Source organism: Streptomyces sp. NPDC001709, from assembly GCF_053596375.1.
This window is the reverse complement of the sequence record NZ_JBSFGB010000004.1, coordinates 44,726-63,320: the sequence shown is the minus strand read 5'-3', so window position 1 is coordinate 63,320 and position 18,595 is coordinate 44,726. Positions and strand designations below refer to the sequence as shown.

The following is an 18,595-nucleotide window of genomic DNA, read 5'->3' as shown; positions in this document are numbered from 1 at the left end:
CGTACGGTGCCCCGTCCTCCGCGTGGGAGAGGGCGGGGCACCGGTGCGTTCAGTGCTGCCGGCGCTTCTCGATCACGTCGGTGAGGTCGGCGACGCGCCCGGCGGGCGGTGTCTTGACGGTGACCGCCTTGCCGAACTTCTCGAAGTCCATGGTCACCGTCAGGGTGCCCATTTTCTGCTTCAGCCGCACCGGAAGGTCGTCGGAGCCGACCCACACGTCCATGACGATCGAGGTCGTTCCCGTCGCCTCGCGCAGGGCGCTGTCCTTGCCGAAGGCGTCCTTGAACTTGCCCAGGTGCGCCGAGTCGAGGACGGCGCGGTAGTGCGTGGTGCGCTTTCCGTCCACGGTCTGCGCGCCCAGGTCCTGGACGTCGTTGGCGTACTTCAGACCTTTCATGGAGGCCGAGGGGCTGCCGGTGTCCCCGGTGAAGGCCTGGGCGCCCTTCTTTCCGAACAAGGCCGAACCGTCGATCTTGATCCAGTCCTTGCCCTGGTAGGGGCCGGAGGGGAACCGGTCGACGTCGTAGTAGTAGACGCCGTCGACGAACAGGCAGTGGGTCTTGGGCGAGTGGTTCACGGCCTGCATGTTCGCGGCCCTGGTGTCCATCTGGACGTCGAAGGCGTACCCGTGCCCCCAGGAGTAGGTGCCCTCCATGGCGACGGGGCCGCTGGTGCCGGTGTCGGTCGTCATGCGCACCTGGGCCGACCCCACCGCCTCCGTGCGGTCGGTCGCCCGGGTCAGCGCCGCCATCGCCTGGTCGGCCTTGGCGACCGCCTTGACGGCCGTCTTCGCGCCCTGTGTGCCGCAGCCGGAAGCCGCCACCAGCGCCGCCGCGGTGAAGCCCACCCACGCGGCCGTGTGCCGCATCTTCATGTCCCACCCCAAGCTGTGTGTCCTGTGTGAGCGGCGACCTTATCCCGCCGCACTGACATGCACGCGACCGCATCACCAGTCCGGATAGCGGACGGCTGACATTTTTTTGAAACGTCGGCTGCGGTTCCCGTTCAGGCGGGATGAAACGGGCGACGAAGGGATGATGCGCAGATTGCCTTGGAAAGCAAGGTCACATTCGGCTGTGGCTTGATGGATGCCTCTATAGGGTTTCACGGCCTGGGAATGTGATCCGGTGAGGGCCTCTCCGCAAGTGCGGATTCCGAAGGTAAACGGCCATTGACGCGATGGTTTTCGTCGGGGTTCCCTATGCAGCGCCGGGAGCGGACGAGATGAACGTACGACGATCCGCCGGAGGCGATAGCGCTCCCGTCCCCACCTCAGCCGCTCGAGTCGATCGGAACCGCCGTATGACCGACACGCTCCAGAAGTCCGTGGTCGACCCCGCGACGGCCCCCTCCCCGGGGCTGAAGCGTTCCATCGGTGTCGTCGGCGGCACCCTGCTGACGCTGTCCTGTGTCACGCCCGCCTCCACGCTCTTCGTGATCGTGCCCGACCTGTTCTCCAGCCTGGGCACGGCGACGGCGCTCTGTATCGCCATCGGCGCGCTGCTCTGCATCCCCGTGGCGTTCTGCTACTCGGAGCTGGGCACGCTCATCCCCAGCGCCGGCGGCGAGTACGCCATCGTCTCCACCCTGGCCGGGCGGCTCGCCGGCTGGCTGGCCTTCGTCATGTCACTGCTCGTCGTGATGATCGTCCCTCCGGTCATCGCGATGGGCACCGCCGACTACCTCGCCCCGGTCGTCCACCTCGACCCGTCCCTCACGGGCGCCGGAGTGATGATCGCGGCCACCCTGGCCGGTCTGCTGGACCTGCGCGCCAACGCCTGGATCACCGGCGTCTTCCTGGTCCTGGAGGTCGTCGCCGCCGGAGTCGTCGCGGTGCTCGGTTTCACCCACTCCCACCGCGGTGCGGGCAGCCTGGTCAGCTCGCTCCAGGTGGCCGGCGAGCACGCGCACGTCAACCCGGTCACGGCCATGATGGTCCTCTCCGGGCTCGCCATCGCCCTCTTCGCCACCCAGGGCTTCTCCACCGCCATCTACCTCTCCGAGGAACTGGAGAACCCGCGGCGCAGCGTCGCCCGTACCGTCCTCGCGACGCTCGCCATCTCCAGCGTCGTCATCCTGGTGCCGGTGGTGGCGATCACCCTGGGCGCCGGTGACCTGAAGGACCTGACCGGCGGCGACATCTCCAGCATGGTCATCGCCTGGAGCAACTCCGCCGTCGGCACCTTCGTCAGCCTGTGCGTCGCCCTCGCGATCATCAACGCGGGCATCGTCATGGTCATCCAGAACTCCCGGGTCCTGTTCGCCTCCGCCCGCGACAAGGCCTGGCCCGCCCCGGTCAACAACGCCCTCGCCAAGCTCGGCCGGTTCGGCTCCCCCTGGGTCGCCACCCTCGTCGTCGGCGTCCCCGGTGCGTTCCTCTGCTTCGTCAACCTGGACACCCTCTACGGCGTCACCGGCGTCGCCGTCACCGGCCTGTACCTGCTGGTCGCGATCGCCGCGCTGCTCGCCCGGCGCGGCGCCCACGGCACCAGGAAGGCATGGCGGATGCCGCTGTGGCCGGCGATGCCGGTCCTGCTGATCGCCGTCCTCGTCTACATCCTGGTCGAGCAGGACCCGTCGTACCTGCTGTGGACCGGCGGCATCACCGCCGTCGCCACCCTCTACTGGGCCTTCTACCTCCGCCCGCGCCGCGAGACCCGCTGGCTGGTGTCCCTCCCGGAGGACGTCCGGCCCGCCGAGGAGGAGCAGGCCGCCGAGGGCGCGCCGGTCGGCACGGCCGCGCCGCTCACCGAGGGCGCCCAGGCCTGACCCGCCGGTTCAGGCGAAGTCCCACGTCAGCACCGTGCACATCCCGTCGTCCTTGCCGCCCGCACTGCGATAGGCGGCAAGGGCGACGTCGTTTCCGGCGTCGACCCCGACCCACATGCCGTAGCAGCCCCGCTCCCGGGCCAGCGCGGCCAGCCGCTCCACGTACCACGCCCGAAGTACGCCCGGGCAGACCCGTACTCCCCAGGGAGGGCCCGGGGTTCAACCCGGCGGGCGCGTCGGTTGTCGGTGGCGGCCCGTACCGTTGAGGACATGGATCTTCGGGTGCCCTCCGTGCGAGGGCTGCTCAAGGGGCCGCGCCGGCTGCTCGCCGCCGCGGCCGCTGTCGTGGTGCTCGCCGGCGTGGGGACATGGACGGCCGTCGCCTCCGACGACCCGCGGCCGGTGCACGCGAGCGACCAGGTCATGGCGGTCGACGGGGTGCGCCTGGACACCTCGTTCTTCACCCCGGCCGGCGCCGGACGGCACCCCGCCGTCCTGCTGGCCCACGGCTTCGGTGGCAGCAAGGCCGACATGCGCCCGCAGGCCGAGGACCTGGCCCGGCACGGATACGCGGTCCTGACCTGGTCCGCGCGCGGCTTCGGCAAGTCCACCGGCAGGATCGGGCTCAACGACCCGAAGGCCGAGGTCGCCGACGCCTCCCGGCTCATCGACTGGCTGGCGAAGCGGCCCGAGGTCCGGCTCGACAAACCGGGCGACCCGCGCGTGGGCATGGCCGGCGGCTCCTACGGCGGCGCGATCTCCCTGCTCACCGCCGGGTACGACCACCGGGTCGACGCCATCGCCCCGGCCATCACCTACTGGAACCTCGCCGACGCCCTGTTCCCGGACGGCGTGTTCAAGAAACTGTGGGCCGGCGTCTTCCTCAACACCGGCGGCGGCTGCGCCCGCTTCGAGCCGGAGCTGTGCCGGATGTACAACCGGGTCGCCCAGTCCGGCACCCCGGACGCGGCCGCCCGCGGGCTCCTCGAAGAGCGCTCGCCGTCCGCCGTAGGCTCCCGCATCAAGGTGCCCACCCTGCTGCTGCAGGGCCAGACGGACTCCCTGTTCCCCCTCGGCCAGTCCGACGCGGCCCACAAGGCGATCTGGGCGAACGGCGCTCCCGTGGACGTCGACTGGATCGCGGGCGGCCATGACGGCGGCGACATGGAGACGGGCCGGGTGCAGACACGCGTGCGTGCGTGGTTCGACCACTATCTGAAGGGTGACGAGAGCGTCCGCACCGGCCCGGCCTTCCGGATCACCCGCACCGGGGGCGTCGACTCCACCAACGGCAGGGCCCTGCTGCGCGGCGCGAGCGCCACCGCCTACCCCGGCCTGCGCGACCACCCGCGCGGCATCGCCCTGACCGGCGGCACCCAGCACGTCACCAACCCGGCCGGCGCCAGCCCGCCCGGTATCTCCGCACTGCCCGGCCTCGGCGGCGCCGGCGGCGGCCTCACCCAGCTGTCCGCGCTCGGCATCGGCGTCTCCCTCGACTTCCCCGGCCAGTACGCCAGGTTCGACTCCGCGCCGCTCACCCGGGACCTGCAGATCACCGGCACCCCGACCGCGACCGTCCACGTCACGTCGACCGCGGCCGACGCCGTCCTCTTCGGCAAGGTCTACGACGTCGGCCCCGACGGCACCCAGCAGGTCCTGCCCTCCCAGCTCGTCGCCCCCTTCCGGGTGACCGGCGCCAAGGCCGGCCAGGACGTCACCGTCACCCTCCCGGCGATCGACCACGAGGTGCAAAAGGGCCACCGGCTCCGCCTGGTCCTCGCCTCCACCGACCTCGGCTACGCCTCACCGGCCGCGCCGGCCACCTACACCGTCTCCCTCAAGGGAGACCTGAGCGTGCCGACGGCGCCCGCCGTCACCACCGCCGCGGCGCCCCTGCCCGCCTGGGTCTGGTGGCTGCCGGTCGCCGGCGCGGCGGTTGCGCTCGCCCTGCTGCTCACCGCCCGCCGCCGTACGGCCGGCCCCGCGCCCGACCCGGAGCTGGCCGAAGTCCCGCTGGTCATCAAGGACTTGAGCAAGCGGTACGCGAAGTCCACCGACCGGTACGCGGTGCGCGAGCTGTCCTTTCGGGTCGAGAAGGGCCAGGTGCTCGGCCTGCTCGGACCCAACGGCGCGGGCAAGACCACCACCCTGCGCATGCTGATGGGCCTGATCACCCCGGACGACGGCGAGATCCGCGTCTTCGGCCACGCCATCCGGCCCGGCGCGCCCGTGCTGTCGAGGGTCGGCGCCTTCGTGGAGGGCGCGGGCTTCCTGCCGCACCTGTCCGGCCGGGAGAACCTGGAGCTGTACTGGCGGGCCACCGGCCGCCCGCCCGGGGACGCGCACCTGGACGAGGCGCTGGAGATCGCCGGGCTCGGTGACGCGCTCGCCCGCGCGGTGCGCACCTACTCGCAGGGCATGCGCCAGCGCCTGGCCATCGCCCAGGCCATGCTGGGCCTGCCCGACCTGCTCATCCTCGACGAGCCCACCAACGGCCTCGACCCGCCCCAGATCCGCGAGATGCGCGAGGTGATGATCCGCTACGCGGCCGCCGGCCGTACGGTGATCGTCTCCAGCCATCTCCTCGCCGAGGTCGAGCAGTCGTGCACGCACCTGGTGGTGATGGACCGCGGCCGGCTCGTCCAGGCCGGCCCGGTCGGCGAGATCATCGGCTCCGGCGACACCCTGCTAGTCGGCACCGCCACACCCGTGGAGGAGCCGGTCATGGAGAAGGTGGCCGCACTGCCCGGCGTCGCCTCCGCCGTGCGCACCGACGACGGACTGCTCATCCGGCTGGACCCGGGCGGCAAGGCCGAGCGGCTGGTCGTGGAGCTGGTCCGGCTGGAGGTGCCCGTCGCCTCGGTCGGCCCGCACCGCCGCCTGGAAGACGCCTTCCTCACCCTGATCGGAGGTTCAGCATGAGCACGCTCACCGAGGTCGCCTCCGGCTTCTCGACGCGGCACACCCTGCCCCTGCGGGTCGAGCTGGTCCGCCAGCTCAAGCGGCGGCGCACCCTGATCATGGGCGGCATCCTGGCCCTGCTGCCGTTCGTGCTGCTGATCGCCTTCGCGATCGGCGGCGATCCGTCGAGCCGCAACGGCCAGATCACCCTGATGGACACGGCCACCGCGTCCGGCGCCAACTTCGCCGCGGTGAACCTGTTCGTCTCGGCCGGCTTTCTGCTGGTGATCCCGGTCGCCCTGTTCTGCGGGGACACGGTCGCCTCGGAGGCGAGCTGGTCCTCCCTGCGCTATCTCCTCGCCGCGCCCGTACCCCGCGCCCGGCTGCTGTGGTCCAAGCTCGTCGTGGGGCTCGGGCTGAGCCTCGCCGCGATGATCCTGCTCCCGGTGGTCGCCCTCGCGGCCGGTACGGCGGCGTACGGCTGGGGTCCGCTGCAGATCCCGACGGGCGGCGCGCTGGAGGCCGGTACGGCGGTGCAGCGCCTGGCGGTGACGGTGGCGTACATCTTCGTCTCCCAGCTGGTCACCGCCGGGCTTGCGTTCTGGCTGTCGACGAAGACGGACGCCCCGCTCGGCGCGGTCGGCGGCGCGGTCGGCCTCACCATCGTCGGCAATGTCCTGGACGCCGTCACCGCGCTCGGCGACTGGCGCGACTTCCTGCCCGCGCACTGGCAGTTCGCCTGGGCGGACACCGTCCAGCCGCACCCGGAGTGGTCCGGCATGATCCAGGGCACCGCGATCTCCCTGACCTACGCCCTGGTGCTGTTCGCCCTGGCTTTCCGGGGATTCGCCCGCAAAGACGTGGTGTCATAGTTTTCTTTAATAGGATCAATCGATTCGCCGACCACATGTGAATAGCTCCGGGGAAACCGGAGTAATGCGCTTCTTCACTCCTTTTCATTCACGCGTATGGAGTAGTGCCTCGCTTTGCGCGGACTGCGGACTGCTATGTTCTGCATCTGTCGGATCAGAGGTAACTTCAAGTGAGGTGAATGATGAAGAAGGCAGTTTTCACAACTGCGGCGTTGGCCATCGGTGCGGGCCTCGTCGGTGGCTCCGCCGTGGCGGCTTCGGCCACTGCCAAAGGACCTGCCCACGAAACCGGCCCGCTCGGCCTCATGTCCCAGACCGAGGTGACTCCGGCGCTTGTTCCCGCCGCCGATACGGTGATGCGGGTGGCCCGCAAGGGCAACATCACGTCGGGCAGCGCGTTCGACGAGAACCAGGCGTCGAAAGTCACCGGCACATACAAGCCGGCCAGGGTTTCCGGCGTATACCTGGATGGAATGGGCCGGGCCGGCAACAAGAAGCCCGCAATTCCGGTGAAGAATCCGCTCGGCACCGGATCCGTTCAGCTCCACCCGCTGAATGGGCCGACCAGCGCCGGTGTCGGCGGCCTGCTCAACAACAACCAGGCGTGATGCCGCCCCTCTGTTCGCGAGACAGAGATGGGACCGGAATTCTGAAACTCTGATCCGGTTCTGGTCCACCGGAGACCCTGACCCGCGGCCGACGCCGCAGTGCCGCGGGACGGCCCGGTCCGGTGGCCCCTGGTACGACCCTTGTCCGGCGCCTCGAAGCCGCAGGCCGACAGGCCGCAGCCGGACCAGTAGCTCCGCACCCGCCCGGCGCCTGATGCGTGCCGGCGGAAATACGTCTCAAGCCTGTCCGGCCCACTGGAACTCCTCCTTGCCAGTGGGCCGGACGCACGTCGGCGATATTCCGGCGCGTGCGTCCGGGTGAATGGCTCACGGCACCGCTTGCGCCATCCGGTGGAATCCAGCTCTCCTGGGCGTTGTCCGCGTGACTTTTCGCCACATATTTCGGTTTCTTGCTATGTAAGCGCGGCTTACCGTGAATCCAGGAAGGAACCGAGTTGACCAGGAAGTTCGCGGTCGTCACTGCACTCGCCCTTAGCGCGCTCTGCGGCAGCGCTGGTGTTGCCTCCGCCCACACGAACACGACCAACGTCACTGGTGGTGACGGCTTTTCGGAGTCCCCGGTCGTCGTGAACGCCCCTCAGCAGGGGGTGGTTGTCGTCAACGGCTCGCTCGTCGACGGCCGCTGCATCGCGCCGTGGTCCAACGGTGCCGTCGGCGTCCTCGGCGGCGCGGCCACCATCGTGCCGAACTCGCACTACGCCGCTTGCAACACCGCGGCGGTCGACCAGTCGCAGAAGGCTCCATACGCCGGCGGCCTGCTCTTCTGAGCCCTGCTTCGAGTCATTCCGAGCAGGTCAACCCCCTCGCAGTCCGGAAAGGACACTCCATGCGTAACAAGGTTACGGCCATCTCCGCCCTCGCCGCGGGCGTCGTCCTCGCGGCCGCCGGCACTGCCGCAGCCGACAACTGCACGACGGTCACCGGCGGCAACGGTTTCTCGTCGTCCCCGGTTGTCGTGAACGCCCCGCAGCAGGGCGCCGTCGTCTCCAACGGCACGCTCGTCGACCTGCGCTGCGTCGCGCCGTGGTCCAACGGTGCCGTCGGCGTCCTCGGCGGCGCCGCGACCATCGTGCCGAACTCGCACTACGCCGCTTGCAACACCGCGGCGGTCGACCAGTCGCAGAAGGCTCCGTACGCCGGCGGCCTGCTCTTCTGAGCCCCCTTTGCGCTCCGAACCATCCCGGAGTAGGGCGGGGACGTCGGCAGACGTTCCCGCCCGACCTGCCCCTCCCCATCCGAAAGGCGCATCTATGCGTAAGAAGGTTACGGCCCTGTCCGTCCTGGCAGCGGGCCTCGTCCTGGCGGCCGGTGGCGCCGCTGCGGCCGACGACAACACCACCACCGTCACCGGCGGCAACGGTTTCTCGGAGTCCCCGGTCGTCGTGAACTCCCCTCAGCAGGGCCTCGTCGTCTCCAACGGCTCGCTGGTCGACGGCCGCTGCATCGCGCCGTGGTCCAACGGCTCCGTCGGCGTCCTCGGCGGCGCCGGTGTCGCTGCGCCGAACTCGCACTACGCTGCCTGCAACACCGCGCCGGTCGACCAGTCGCAGCTGGGCTCGTACACCGGCGGTCTGCTGTTCTGAGCAGCCCCCAGCCTGGCGGCCCGCCGACGCTCGGCGGGCCGCCATCTGTTTTTCCCCGAATTCTTTCTCTGAAATATCGAGCCTCTTTGAGGAATACGACGAAGGCCGGCTCCGCGACAAGCGGAGCCGGCCTGTTCGGCCCGGCGGGGGTACGTCTTCTACTTGATGACCGGAAGCGCGGCGGGGGGCTTGCCGTTGAGGGGGTTCGGCAGGGTGCCGCCGAAAACGGGGGTCTTGACGACGCCGGACTTCTTCACGCCGTCCGCGGTGGCCTTGACGTCGCTGGACAGTTCACCCGTCGGGATGTCGGCTGCGTTCGGGATGCTGCGGGCGACCGTCTTCCCGTCCTCCAGGAGGCCCTGCCCCGGCATGTCCGCCGCGACAGCGGGGGCCGCGGCGCCGGCGAGGGCCAGGGCGCCGGCCATGAGGGCGGCAGCCTTCAGATTCTTCATTGGGTTCCTTTCGTCTCGCTCCCGCTGGGCTAACGAGAGAGGGACGCGGCGGGAAACTCCGCGGACGGCAAGTTTCCGGAACTCATACATCCGGAATGACCTGGCAACCTGTTTATCGGATTATTCCTCTGAACGTGGCCGTGTTTCCGACACAGTTGACGGTTTCCCAGAAATAGACGGATAAGAGGCTAGTGTTGCCTACTGAATCCGATGTGTTTATGCCGAACCTCGGTTCATACGCTTTGTGACGGGTTCGGAATGTTTCTTCGGAAGGGAAGCTCGGTCATGCGCATTCCCCTCGGTTCCGTCCCGCGCCGTGCGACGCGGCCCGCCGCACGCGAGCCGCACGTCCTGCACGTCACCCAGCTCGTGGAGGGCGGTGTCGCCCGGTTCGTGACGGACCTGGCGGCGGCACAGCTCGCCGCGGGCCTGCGCGTCACCGTGGCCTGCCCGCGGGGCGGCACGCTGACGGACGCACTGCGCGCGGCGGGCTGCAGGGTGCTGCCCTGGGACGCGACCCCCTCACCGGGGCCGCACCTTCCCGGCGAGGTGGGGCGGCTGGCGCGACTGCTGCGCGACGTCCGCCCCGACGTGCTGCACGCGCACAGCGCGAAGGCGGGGCTCGCGGTGCGGCTCGCCGTGCGCGGCCGGGTACCGACCGTCTTCCAGCCGCACGCCTGGTCGTTCGAGGCCGCGGACGGCGTCATGGCCCAGGCGGCGCTGCGGTGGGAGCAGTTCGGGGCGCGGTGGGCGACGCGCGTCCTGTGCGTGAGCGAGGCGGAGCAGCGTACCGGGGAGCAGAACGGCATCACCGCCCAGTGGCGCGTGATCCCCAACGGCGTCGACACCTGCAGGTTCCGGCCGGAAGGGAGCATCGCCCGGTCCGGAGCGGGCCCACTCGTGGTCTGCGTGGGACGGTTGTGCCGCCAGAAGGGCCAGGACGTGCTCCTGGAGGCCTGGCCCGCCGTGCTGCGGCAGCTGCCCGCCGCCCAGCTGGTGCTGGTCGGCGACGGCCCGGACGCGGACCGGCTGCGTGCGCTCGCGCCCGCATCGGTGGAGTTCGCCGGCCCGGCACCCGACGTCGCCCCCTGGTACCGGGCCGCCGACGTCGTGGTCCTGCCGTCCCGCTGGGAGGGCATGGCGCTCGTCCCCCTGGAGGCCATGGCGTGCGCCCGGCCGATCCTCGTCACGGACGTGGACGGAGCGCGCGAGAGCCTGCCGCCCGGCCATGTGCCGCACTGCCTGGTGCCGCCGGAGGACCCCGACCTGCTGGCCCGGGCGCTGACGGCGCTGCTGCGCCGCGCACCGTTGCGCGCGGCGCTGGGCGCGCAGGGCCGCGCGCATGTGCTCGCCGCCCACGACGTACGGCAGACCACGGACGCGGTGATCGACGTGTACCGCGAACTGCTCGGCACTGTCACCACGCCGGTCGTGGTCCCCAACCAGAGCAGGGAGTCCATCACCACATGACTGCGGAAAGCACCGTTCCCCGTCCCGCCGGGCGGTCCCGGGTGGCGGGGCGCGCCGTCCCGCTCCTCGCCCCGCCCGGCGCCGCCACCGGGCGGGGGCTGCGTTCCGGGCGTGGCCCGCGTCGCCCGCGGCGGATCTCCTGGACACCCCTGCTGATCGCCGACGCCGACGGCACCCTGCTGGCCGCCCTGGTCGTGCCGGGCGGTCACCGGTACCCGCTGCTCATCGCCTTCGCCTTCCTGGGCCTGTGTGTGATCGGCCTGAACCGGCGGGCCCTGCTCTACGACACCTCGGACGTCCCCGGCGCACTCGAGGAACTGCCCGCCGTCTGCTGGCGCGTCGCCGTCGGCTGGGCCGTCGTCGTGGCGCTCTCCCCGCTGCGGCAGCTGCCGCTGACCGTGCTCGGCACCGCCTGCGCCGTGCACTGTCTGGTGGCCTGCGTGGGCCGCGAAGCCGTGCACGGGCGGCGCCGCCGGCAGCTCCGACGCCGGCCCCGGCCCGCTCTGGTGGTGGGGCCGCTGCCGGCGATCACGCGGGTCGCGGCCGCGCTGCAGCGCCGCCCGGGATGCGGAACACGGCCGGTGGGCCTGGTCACCGACGCACTGGACCACGTCCCCGATTCCGCCGCCCGGCTCTCGCTGCCGGTCCTCACCACGCGCGAGGAGGCACATCGCGCGCTCATCCGGAACGGTGTGGAGACGGTGCTCGTCGTGGGGCCCGCGACCCGGTCGCGCAGGGCCCCGCTGCTCCGGGAACTCGCCGCGTTCGGATGCGTCCTGTGGGAACTCGACGCGGACCCGCCGGCGTACGCCCGGCGCGGGCGGCGCGGGCGGGCGGGACACCTCGTGGGGTTCTCCCGCAGGCTGCTCAGTCCGGGCTCGGCGCGGCGCGACAGCCTCGGCAAGCGGGTGCTCGACGTGGTGCTCTCCGGTGCGCTTGTGCTGCTCGCCGGTCCGGTGCTGCTGGTGTGCGCGGTCGGCCTGAGGATCACCGAGGGACCGGGCGTGGTGTTCCGGCAGGAACGGATCGGCAAGGACGGGCGGCCGTTCACCATGCTGAAGCTCCGCACCCACCGGCCCGCCAGCGCGCACGAGGCCGCGACCCGCTGGAGCCTGGCCGACGAGTACGGCATGAGCCGCTTCTGCCGGTTCCTGCGCCGCACCTCGCTGGATGACCTGCCCCAGCTGTGGAACGTCCTGCGCGGTGACATGAGCCTGGTCGGGCCGAGACCCGAACGGCCTTATTTCGTCACCAAGTTCAGCCAGGCACACCCGGGCTACCCGGCGCGCCACCGGATGCGGACCGGCATCACCGGGCTCGCCCAGATCCATGGGCTGTGCGGCGACACCTCGATCGAGGACCGGTGCCGTTACGACAACGCCTACATCGACAACTGGTCGCTGTGGCAGGACGTCTGCATTCTGGTGCGCCGGGCGGCCCTGTTCGTACGGCCGACGGGGGGCTGAGTGCCGGTGAGCACGTCCCCGACGGTCTCGATGCCGGCGGCGCCGACCCGCATCACCCACTACCTGTACTCCGACATCGGCGGCCCCGACATCGCCCTGACGGCCGTGGCCCTGGCTCCCGGCGCGGCGGCTGCCACGGCTCGGGCCTCGTCGGAGATCCCGCGATGAGACCCACGCCCCCGGCGGCCCTGGACACGGACACCCCCGCGCACCCGGTGCCCGATCCGGGCCCGGCGCACGACTACGACCCGGCGGACACCCCGGCCGCCGGCACCCGTCGCGCCGCCGGTGCGGCCACGGCGCAGGAGGCCTTCCAGGGAACCGTCTCGGGCCGCTTCCTCGCGAAGGCCACCCTGATCTCCGCCGTGCTGTCCGTGGCCGGGTCGCTGCTCGGGCTGGGCCGCGACCAGGCCCTGGCCCACTTCTTCGGGGCCGGGGCCGAGACCGACGCCTTCCTGGTGGCCTGGACGGTGGCCGAGACGGCGGCGACGCTGCTGATCGACGCCGGGATGGCCTACGTGCTGGTTCCCGCGTTCAGCGAGGCACTGGCCCGGCGGGGCGGCGCGTCGGATGGGGGCGACCCGGTGCGCGCGCTGGTCGCCGCCTCCCTGCCGCGCCTGTGCCTGGGCCTCGCCGCCGCGGCTCTCGCGCTCATCGTGGGCGCGCCGTTGCTGGTCTCCCTCCTCGCGCCCGGCCTGCCCGACGCGTCCCTTGCCGCGGACTGCACCCGGCTGACCGCGACCTGTGTGCTGACCTTCGGACTGGCGGGGTACTGCAGCGCGGCGCTGCGGGCGCACGGTTCGTTCGTCGCTCCGGCGGCGATCTCCGTCGCGCTCAACGTCGCGATCATCGTCACGTTGTTCGGCCTCGGCCCGTACTGGGGCGTACGGGCCGCCGCGCTGGGCGTCGCGCTCGGCGGATGCCTGATGTTCGCGGTCCAGGCCCCGTCCCTGTGGCGCAGGATCTCCGGGAAACCCCGCCCGCAGCCGCTGCCCGCGGCGGCCGGGGACGGCCCGCGACCGCTGACACCGGCCCTGGTCGTCTCGGTGCTGTTGTTCGTGCTGTTCCGGCAGGCGCAGGTGTTCGTCGAGCGCTACTTCGCCTCGGCGCTGCCCGCAGGCGCCATCTCGCACCTCAACTACGCCCAGAAAGTCGCGCAGTTGCCCATGTCGCTGTCGCTGATGGTGTGCGTGGTCACCTTTCCCGTGCTGGCGAGGGCCGTCGCCGAGGGCGACCTGCGGCAGGCCCGGGAGCGGACCGAGCGGGACCTCGTACTGGTGGGCAGTCTCGTGCTGCTGGGCACCGCCGTGATCGAGGCCTGCGCGCCGCAGATCATCCAACTCCTCTTCCAGCACGGTGCGTTCACGGCCGCGGACACCGCCGCGACCGGCTCCACGATGCGGGTGTACGCCCTGGGGCTGCTCGGCCACACCCTGGTGGGGGCGCTCGTGCGGTCGTACTTCTCGGTGGGCCGCGCCACCTGGTACCCGCTGGGTGCGATGACCGCGGGCCTGGCCGTCACCATCGGCGTCAGCGCCTGGGCCGTGGGGGTCTGGGGGGCGCGCGGCATCGCCGGGGCCAACGCCGCCGGCATCACCCTCACCGCGCTCCTCCTGCTGCACGGGCTGGGCGCGCACAGCGTCCCCATGCGCGTCCACCGGATCGTCGCCGAACTCGCCAAACCGGTGAAGTCGGCCCTGTGCGCCGCCGGAATCGGGGCCATCTGCATGCAGCCGTTCGCCTCACCCCCGGCCGCCGTCGCCGTGGGCTGCGCGAGCGTGACGGCCGTCTTCCTCGCGCTGGTCTGGGCTCTCGACGTGGCAGACACCCGGACCGTCCTGGCCCGCGCCACGCAGATCGTCCGGCGCTCCCTCACCCGAGGGGCATTCCAAGGCCGTTGACGCACATCACCGACACCTCCGCCCGGCTCGACCGCCGGCTCGCGTGGACGGGAGCGCGGGCCGGTCGGGCTCATCGACGCCGACGTCCAGGGCTTCTGCTATCCCTACGGCCGGGTCGACGCACGCGCCCCCGTGGGCGACCTGGCGTTGCCCCGGCTGCACATCGTGCGGCCCATGCTGGAACTCCTCCGGCTGCAGTGGGAGGGCAGGAAGGTGGCGTCAACCCGCGGCTGATCGAGCGCGAGCCGGCGTCGTGGGGACCGACGGCCCGGGCGTCGGGTTCGGCGTGGGGTTCGGCGTGGGAGTCGGCGTGGTCCCCTCGGACAGCAGCGCCCGGTAGATGGCGGACGACCGGGGATTGGCGGAGCACAGCCACACACCGTGCGGACAGGAGTCGCTGATCGTGTGGTAGAGCGGTTTGTGCTCGTCGATCCACGCGAGCATGCGCAGCATGTACGTCGCGTTGTCGCCATTGCGGAACAGACCCCACTCGGGGTACGAGAACGGCTTGCCGTGCGACTTCGCGAAGTCGACGTGGTACCGCAGGCCGAGGGGCTCGGACACCTGCTGGTCGAACGTGATCCCCTCCGGCTGGTCGTAGGAGTCCATGCCGATGATGTCGACGAAGTCGTCGCCGGGATAGCACTGCGGCCACGGAATCGCGTCCGTGCCCCGGTCCGAGGTGAAGTCGAACCTGAACCTCTGCCCGGGCACCGAGCGCATGACGGTGACGATGCGCCGCCAGTACGTCTTCCAGTCGGCCGGGTCGGGGCCGCAGCGGTGGGTGTAGCCGGTGCCGTTCATCTCCCAGCCGGGCACCAGGATCGTGTCCGGCACCCCCAGGGCGACGAGGCGCTCGGCGAGCACCCGGAAGTGCTGGTCGAACTCGCCCGTCGCGGCGCGTCGCAGCAGCCGCGCGACCTCCGCGTCCGGCAGGTGGTCCGCATTGCGCTCCATCATCGGGACGTTGACCACCAGGATCTTGTCGTCCTGCGCGCGCCGCCAGTCGGCCCAGCTGTCGAGCACGTGGTGATCGCCCTCGATGCCGCTCCACAGGTCCCCCGGCAGAGAGGTGTGCCCCACGCGCACCTCGGTGTGGTCGAGCCAGTCGCTGAGCTTCTGGATCGCGCCACGCCGAGCGGGCCGTGGTCGAGGTACGCGCCGAAGGCGGGCGAGCGCGTCGCCGGGGAGCAGGCCAGGGAGGCGGGACCTGCGGGCCGTGCCTTCGAAGACACGGCCGGCGGCACGGACCGTGCCACCGGTGCGCAGTGTCGCGCAACCAGGTTCGCCGCGGTGTCGCCCGTGAGGACCGGGCTGGGAATGAAAGCCGCCGCTGCGCACAGCCCGGCGGCGACGAACGCCACGCGCCTCAGGGATCGGCGGCACTCGGACATCACTGCCCACTCCTTCGGTGCGGCTGTGCCCCAACTACTGGGACATCGCCATATATACGCTCATTGCACCAATGGAATCGGGCGGCTCGGCGCCGATCGGCCACAAGGATGACCGGCGGGTGCCGGGCGGGAGCCGCCCGGCACACACCCGGTGGTCTACTGACGGGAAGCGGCCTTGCGGCCCCGCCGGTACAGGACGGTTCCGGCGGCCAGCAGCACACCGCCGGCGGCCGCCGCCGCGATGGTGCCCTCGGGGCCGGTGTGGGCCATCTCCGGGGGCCTGTGGTGGTGGTGATGCGGCCTGTGGTGGTGATGCGGCTTGTGCGGCTTGTGCGGCGGCTTGTGTGGCTTGTGCGGGGGCTTGTGGTGGCGGTGCGGGGGCTTCTCCTCCTCGCCGTAGCACCCGCAGTTCTCGTCGTCGCCGTAGTCGTCGGACTTGCCGTAGCTCGACTTCTCGTCGTCGCCGTAGCCTTCGGACTTGCCGTAGCTCGACTTCTCGTCGTCGCCGTAGCTCTCGGACTTGCCGTAGCTCGACTTCTCGTCGTCGCCGTAGCTTCCGGACTTGCCGTAGCTCGACTTCTCGTCGTCGTCGCCGTAGTCACCGCCGCCGGAGGAGCGCTCGTGGCGTGGCTCGGACGCACGGGTGGGGGCCTCCGGGGCCCACCTCCTCGTCTCCCTGTCCGCCATCCGTACGGCGTCCTGCGCCTCTTCGATCGCCCTCATGGCACTCGCCATACCCGGGAAATCCTCATCGGCCTCGTCGTCGTCGGCCATGTTGGCCGACATCGCGGCGGCGCGTGAATCTGTCATCGTCGAATACGGATCGGAGTCGGCGAATGCCCATGGGCTGTACAGAGACAGGGCGCTTGTCGCGGCGGCAGCCACGACCAATCCCTTGCTCAGGCTCTGTCGCACTCTCGTTGTCGTCCTCTCAGGGGGAATCGGAAGCCGGCCACGGGGCCCGACAAAGGGGCTTCACGCGTGCCACGACCTGCAGACTGTGAACGAGATATGGACACCCGAAGAAACCAGAAAGGGTGTAATGCGGGTTAATTCACCCGATTGGCGCGGCTGTGCTGCCCGAAAGGCTCATCCGTCGTACAGTGCCCCGATCTGTTCCGCGTACGCGGTCGTCACCGCCTGCCGCCTGACCTTCAGGGACGGCGTCAGCAGTCCGTTCTCCTCGCTGAATTCGCCCTCGACCAGTGCGAAGGCGCGGATCGACTCGGCACGTGAGACGGCCTCGTTGGCGTAATCGACGGCCCCCTGTACGTCGGCGCGCATCCGCGGGTCCCGGACGACTTCCGACATCGGCGTGTCCGCGGGCAGTTTGCGGACCGCGAGCCAGTGCGCTACCGCCTCGGGGTCGAGCGTGATGAGGGCGGCGACGAAGGGGCGCCGGTCGCCGACGACGAGACACTGACCGACCGGCGGGCGGCTGCGCAGGCGGTCCTCCAGAACAGCTGGGGAAACGTTCTTGCCGCCGGAGGTGACGAGGATGTCCTTCTTGCGGCCGGTGATGGTGAGGTACCCGTCGCCGTCGAGGGAGCCGAGGTCACCGGTGGCGAACCAGCCGTCGGTGAGGGCGGCGTCCGTGGCCGCCGGGTTGTTCCAGTACGACCCGAAGACCACCCCGCCCTGGATGAGGACCTCCCCGTCGTCGGCGATGCGGACCGCGGTGCCGGGGACCGGAAGGCCGACCGTGCCCGGACGCGGCGTCAGCGGCGGGACGATGGTGGCGGCGGCGCTCGTCTCCGTCAGGCCGTAGCCCTCGTAGACGATGACGCCGGCCGCGTAGAAGAAGAGGTTGAGGTTGCGGTCGAGCGGGGAGCCGCCGCTGATGGCGTACCGCATCCGGCCGCCGAGCTCCTTGCGGATACGCCGGTAGACCAGCAGGTCGTACAGCGCCCAGGCGGCGTACAGGCCGAGCCCCGGCCCCTTGCCGGTGCCGAGGAACTTGTTCAGGTACGCCTGCGCGAAGCGCACTCCGATGCGGTCCGCCCGGTCGAAGGACGCCCCCCGGCCGATCCGCTCGGCGGTGGCGCGCCCGGTGTCGTGGATCTTCTCGAAGAGGTACGGCACGCCGACCAGGAAGGTGGGCCGGAACTCCTTGAGCATCGGGCGCAGTTCGTCCGGCTTGACGCTCGGGCAGTGGCCCAGCTCGATCCGGGCCAGCAGACAGGCGATCTGCAGGGTGCGGCCCAGGATGTGCGCGAGCGGCAGGAAGAGAAGCGTCGAGGCGACCTGGCCGGTGACCTCCTTGAAGATCGGGTGGAGCAACTCGACCGTGTTGGCCGCCTCGGCGTGGAGGTTGGCGTGGGTGAGCACGCAGCCCTTGGGCGGTCCGGTGGTGCCGGAGGTGTAGCAGATCGTGGCCACCGCATCGGGCGTGAGGGCCGAACGGCGCTTGCCGACCTCCTCGTCGGGGATGTCCCGGCCGAGGGCCACGAGTTCGGCGAGCGCGTCCGCGTCGATGGTGAGGACACGCGGGGGTTGCGGATGGGGAGCCGTGGCGGCGGCGACCGTCCCGGCGTTCTCCGCGGTCTCGGTGACGACGAGGCGGGCGCCGGAGTCGCGGACGATCCACTCCACCTGCTCGGCGGACGAGGTGGCGTAGACCGGGACGGACTGCCCGCCGGCGGCCCAGATCGCGAAGTCCAGGACCGCCCACTCGTAGCGGGTGCGGGACATCACGGCGACCCGGCCGCCGGGTTCGAGCCCCGTCGCGATCAGCCCCTTGGCCACGGCGGCGACCTCGCGGGCGAAGGCCGCGGCGGTCACCGGGCGCCAGGTGCCGTTCTCCCGGCGGCGCAGGACCACGGCGCCGGGTGCCTCCCGCGCGTTGGCGAACGGGATGTCGGCGATGCAGCCACCGGCGCCGCGGGGTGCCAGCGCGGCGGTACGGACCTCGCGCACCGTGCCGGTCTCGTCCCTGGTCAGCTCGATGTGCGCACGCGCCGCCAAGTCGGTGCGCTGCTGAGCCCGTTTCAGATCCCTGCGTACGCCCATGGCGGCTCCCGGTCGCGGCTCGGCTGACGCGGACTTACCGAAGAGTCAACTTACTCGTGCGTAGCGAATGGTCAATGGGTCGGGTGTGCGGAGGTCATGCCCCGAATGGACGGGCGGTTCACCGGAACGCACTCGATCGGTTGCGGGCG

16 protein-coding genes and 1 pseudogene are annotated in these 18,595 nt (G+C 71.1%); 11 read left to right on the top strand and 6 right to left on the bottom strand.

Translation table 11 applies throughout. The annotated features are described in order from the left end of the window. Positions 1-49: 49 nt before the first annotated feature. Positions 50-874 carry a hypothetical protein gene (locus ACWC0C_RS07430; RefSeq protein WP_450862355.1) on the bottom strand — a complete coding sequence of 275 codons (825 nt, stop codon included), beginning with the start codon at positions 872-874 and terminating at the stop codon, positions 50-52. A 428-nt stretch (positions 875-1,302) separates the two neighbouring features. Between ACWC0C_RS07430 and ACWC0C_RS07425 the strand changes: the two genes are divergently transcribed. Next, on the top strand, positions 1,303-2,769 hold the full coding sequence (locus ACWC0C_RS07425; RefSeq protein WP_450862353.1) for an APC family permease: 1,467 nt from the start codon (positions 1,303-1,305) through the stop codon (positions 2,767-2,769). A gap of 9 nt (positions 2,770-2,778) precedes the next feature. Here ACWC0C_RS07425 and ACWC0C_RS07420 read toward each other — a convergent pair whose 3' ends face one another. Then, positions 2,779-2,931, bottom strand: a complete 153-nt coding sequence (locus ACWC0C_RS07420; RefSeq protein WP_450862351.1) for a hypothetical protein — start codon at positions 2,929-2,931, stop codon at positions 2,779-2,781. Positions 2,932-3,039: 108 nt separating this feature from the next. Between ACWC0C_RS07420 and ACWC0C_RS07415 the strand changes: the two genes are divergently transcribed. From ACWC0C_RS07415 to ACWC0C_RS07390, 6 genes are all read left to right on the top strand, one after another. After that, complete coding sequence (locus ACWC0C_RS07415; protein WP_450862349.1) at positions 3,040-5,691, top strand: CocE/NonD family hydrolase; 2,652 nt, start codon at positions 3,040-3,042, stop codon at positions 5,689-5,691. Next, positions 5,688-6,542 carry an ABC transporter permease gene (locus ACWC0C_RS07410; protein ID WP_450862347.1) on the top strand — a complete coding sequence of 285 codons (855 nt, stop codon included), beginning with the start codon at positions 5,688-5,690 and terminating at the stop codon, positions 6,540-6,542. Before ACWC0C_RS07415 ends, ACWC0C_RS07410 begins: the two co-directional genes overlap by 4 nt. Before the next feature lie 179 nt (positions 6,543-6,721). Then, positions 6,722-7,150 carry a hypothetical protein gene (locus ACWC0C_RS07405; RefSeq protein WP_449195252.1) on the top strand — a complete coding sequence of 143 codons (429 nt, stop codon included), beginning with the start codon at positions 6,722-6,724 and terminating at the stop codon, positions 7,148-7,150. A gap of 455 nt (positions 7,151-7,605) precedes the next feature. Continuing rightward, the gene (locus ACWC0C_RS07400; protein ID WP_449195251.1) at positions 7,606-7,938 is read left to right on the top strand and encodes a hypothetical protein; all 333 of its coding nucleotides are present in this window, start codon (positions 7,606-7,608) and stop codon (positions 7,936-7,938) included. 59 nt (positions 7,939-7,997) lie between these two features. Continuing rightward, the gene (locus tag ACWC0C_RS07395) at positions 7,998-8,327 is read left to right on the top strand and encodes a hypothetical protein (RefSeq protein WP_449195250.1); all 330 of its coding nucleotides are present in this window, start codon (positions 7,998-8,000) and stop codon (positions 8,325-8,327) included. Positions 8,328-8,421: 94 nt separating this feature from the next. Then, positions 8,422-8,754, top strand: a complete 333-nt coding sequence (locus tag ACWC0C_RS07390) for a hypothetical protein (RefSeq protein ID WP_449195249.1) — start codon at positions 8,422-8,424, stop codon at positions 8,752-8,754. Positions 8,755-8,912: 158 nt separating this feature from the next. Here ACWC0C_RS07390 and ACWC0C_RS07385 read toward each other — a convergent pair whose 3' ends face one another. Then, positions 8,913-9,206: a hypothetical protein gene (locus tag ACWC0C_RS07385; protein ID WP_449195248.1), complete on the bottom strand. Its 294-nt coding sequence runs from the start codon at positions 9,204-9,206 to the stop codon at positions 8,913-8,915. Positions 9,207-9,491: 285 nt separating this feature from the next. On the opposite strand from ACWC0C_RS07385, the gene ACWC0C_RS07380 reads away from it, so the two are divergent. Genes ACWC0C_RS07380 through murJ form a run of 4 tightly spaced genes read left to right on the top strand, consistent with a single transcriptional unit; the run spans position 9,492 to position 14,043 of the window. After that, positions 9,492-10,676, top strand: coding sequence for a glycosyltransferase family 4 protein (locus ACWC0C_RS07380; RefSeq protein WP_450862344.1), 1,185 nt, complete (start codon positions 9,492-9,494; stop codon positions 10,674-10,676). After that, a complete protein-coding gene (locus tag ACWC0C_RS07375) occupies positions 10,673-12,142 on the top strand; it encodes a sugar transferase (protein ID WP_450862343.1) in 1,470 nt (489 codons plus the stop codon). Before ACWC0C_RS07380 ends, ACWC0C_RS07375 begins: the two co-directional genes overlap by 4 nt. Before the next feature lie 6 nt (positions 12,143-12,148). Then, positions 12,149-12,310, top strand: coding sequence for a hypothetical protein (locus tag ACWC0C_RS07370; RefSeq protein ID WP_450862342.1), 162 nt, complete (start codon positions 12,149-12,151; stop codon positions 12,308-12,310). Beyond that, positions 12,307-14,043: a murein biosynthesis integral membrane protein MurJ gene (murJ, locus tag ACWC0C_RS07365; protein ID WP_450862340.1), complete on the top strand. Its 1,737-nt coding sequence runs from the start codon at positions 12,307-12,309 to the stop codon at positions 14,041-14,043. The genes ACWC0C_RS07370 and murJ overlap by 4 nt, the downstream gene beginning before the upstream one ends. A gap of 219 nt (positions 14,044-14,262) precedes the next feature. Here murJ and ACWC0C_RS07360 read toward each other — a convergent pair. The 3 genes and pseudogenes from ACWC0C_RS07360 to ACWC0C_RS07350 all read right to left on the bottom strand — a co-directional run bounded on the left by ACWC0C_RS07360 (position 14,263) and on the right by ACWC0C_RS07350 (position 18,446). Beyond that, positions 14,263-15,437 (bottom strand): annotated as a pseudogene (locus ACWC0C_RS07360) (glycoside hydrolase family 26 protein). Between the two features lie 156 nt (positions 15,438-15,593). Then, entirely contained in the window at positions 15,594-16,247 is a 654-nt protein-coding gene (locus tag ACWC0C_RS07355) for an LPXTG cell wall anchor domain-containing protein (protein ID WP_450862338.1), read from the bottom strand. Between the two features lie 279 nt (positions 16,248-16,526). After that, on the bottom strand, positions 16,527-18,446 hold the full coding sequence (locus tag ACWC0C_RS07350; protein ID WP_450862336.1) for an AMP-dependent synthetase/ligase: 1,920 nt from the start codon (positions 18,444-18,446) through the stop codon (positions 16,527-16,529). Positions 18,447-18,595 lie beyond the last annotated feature (149 nt).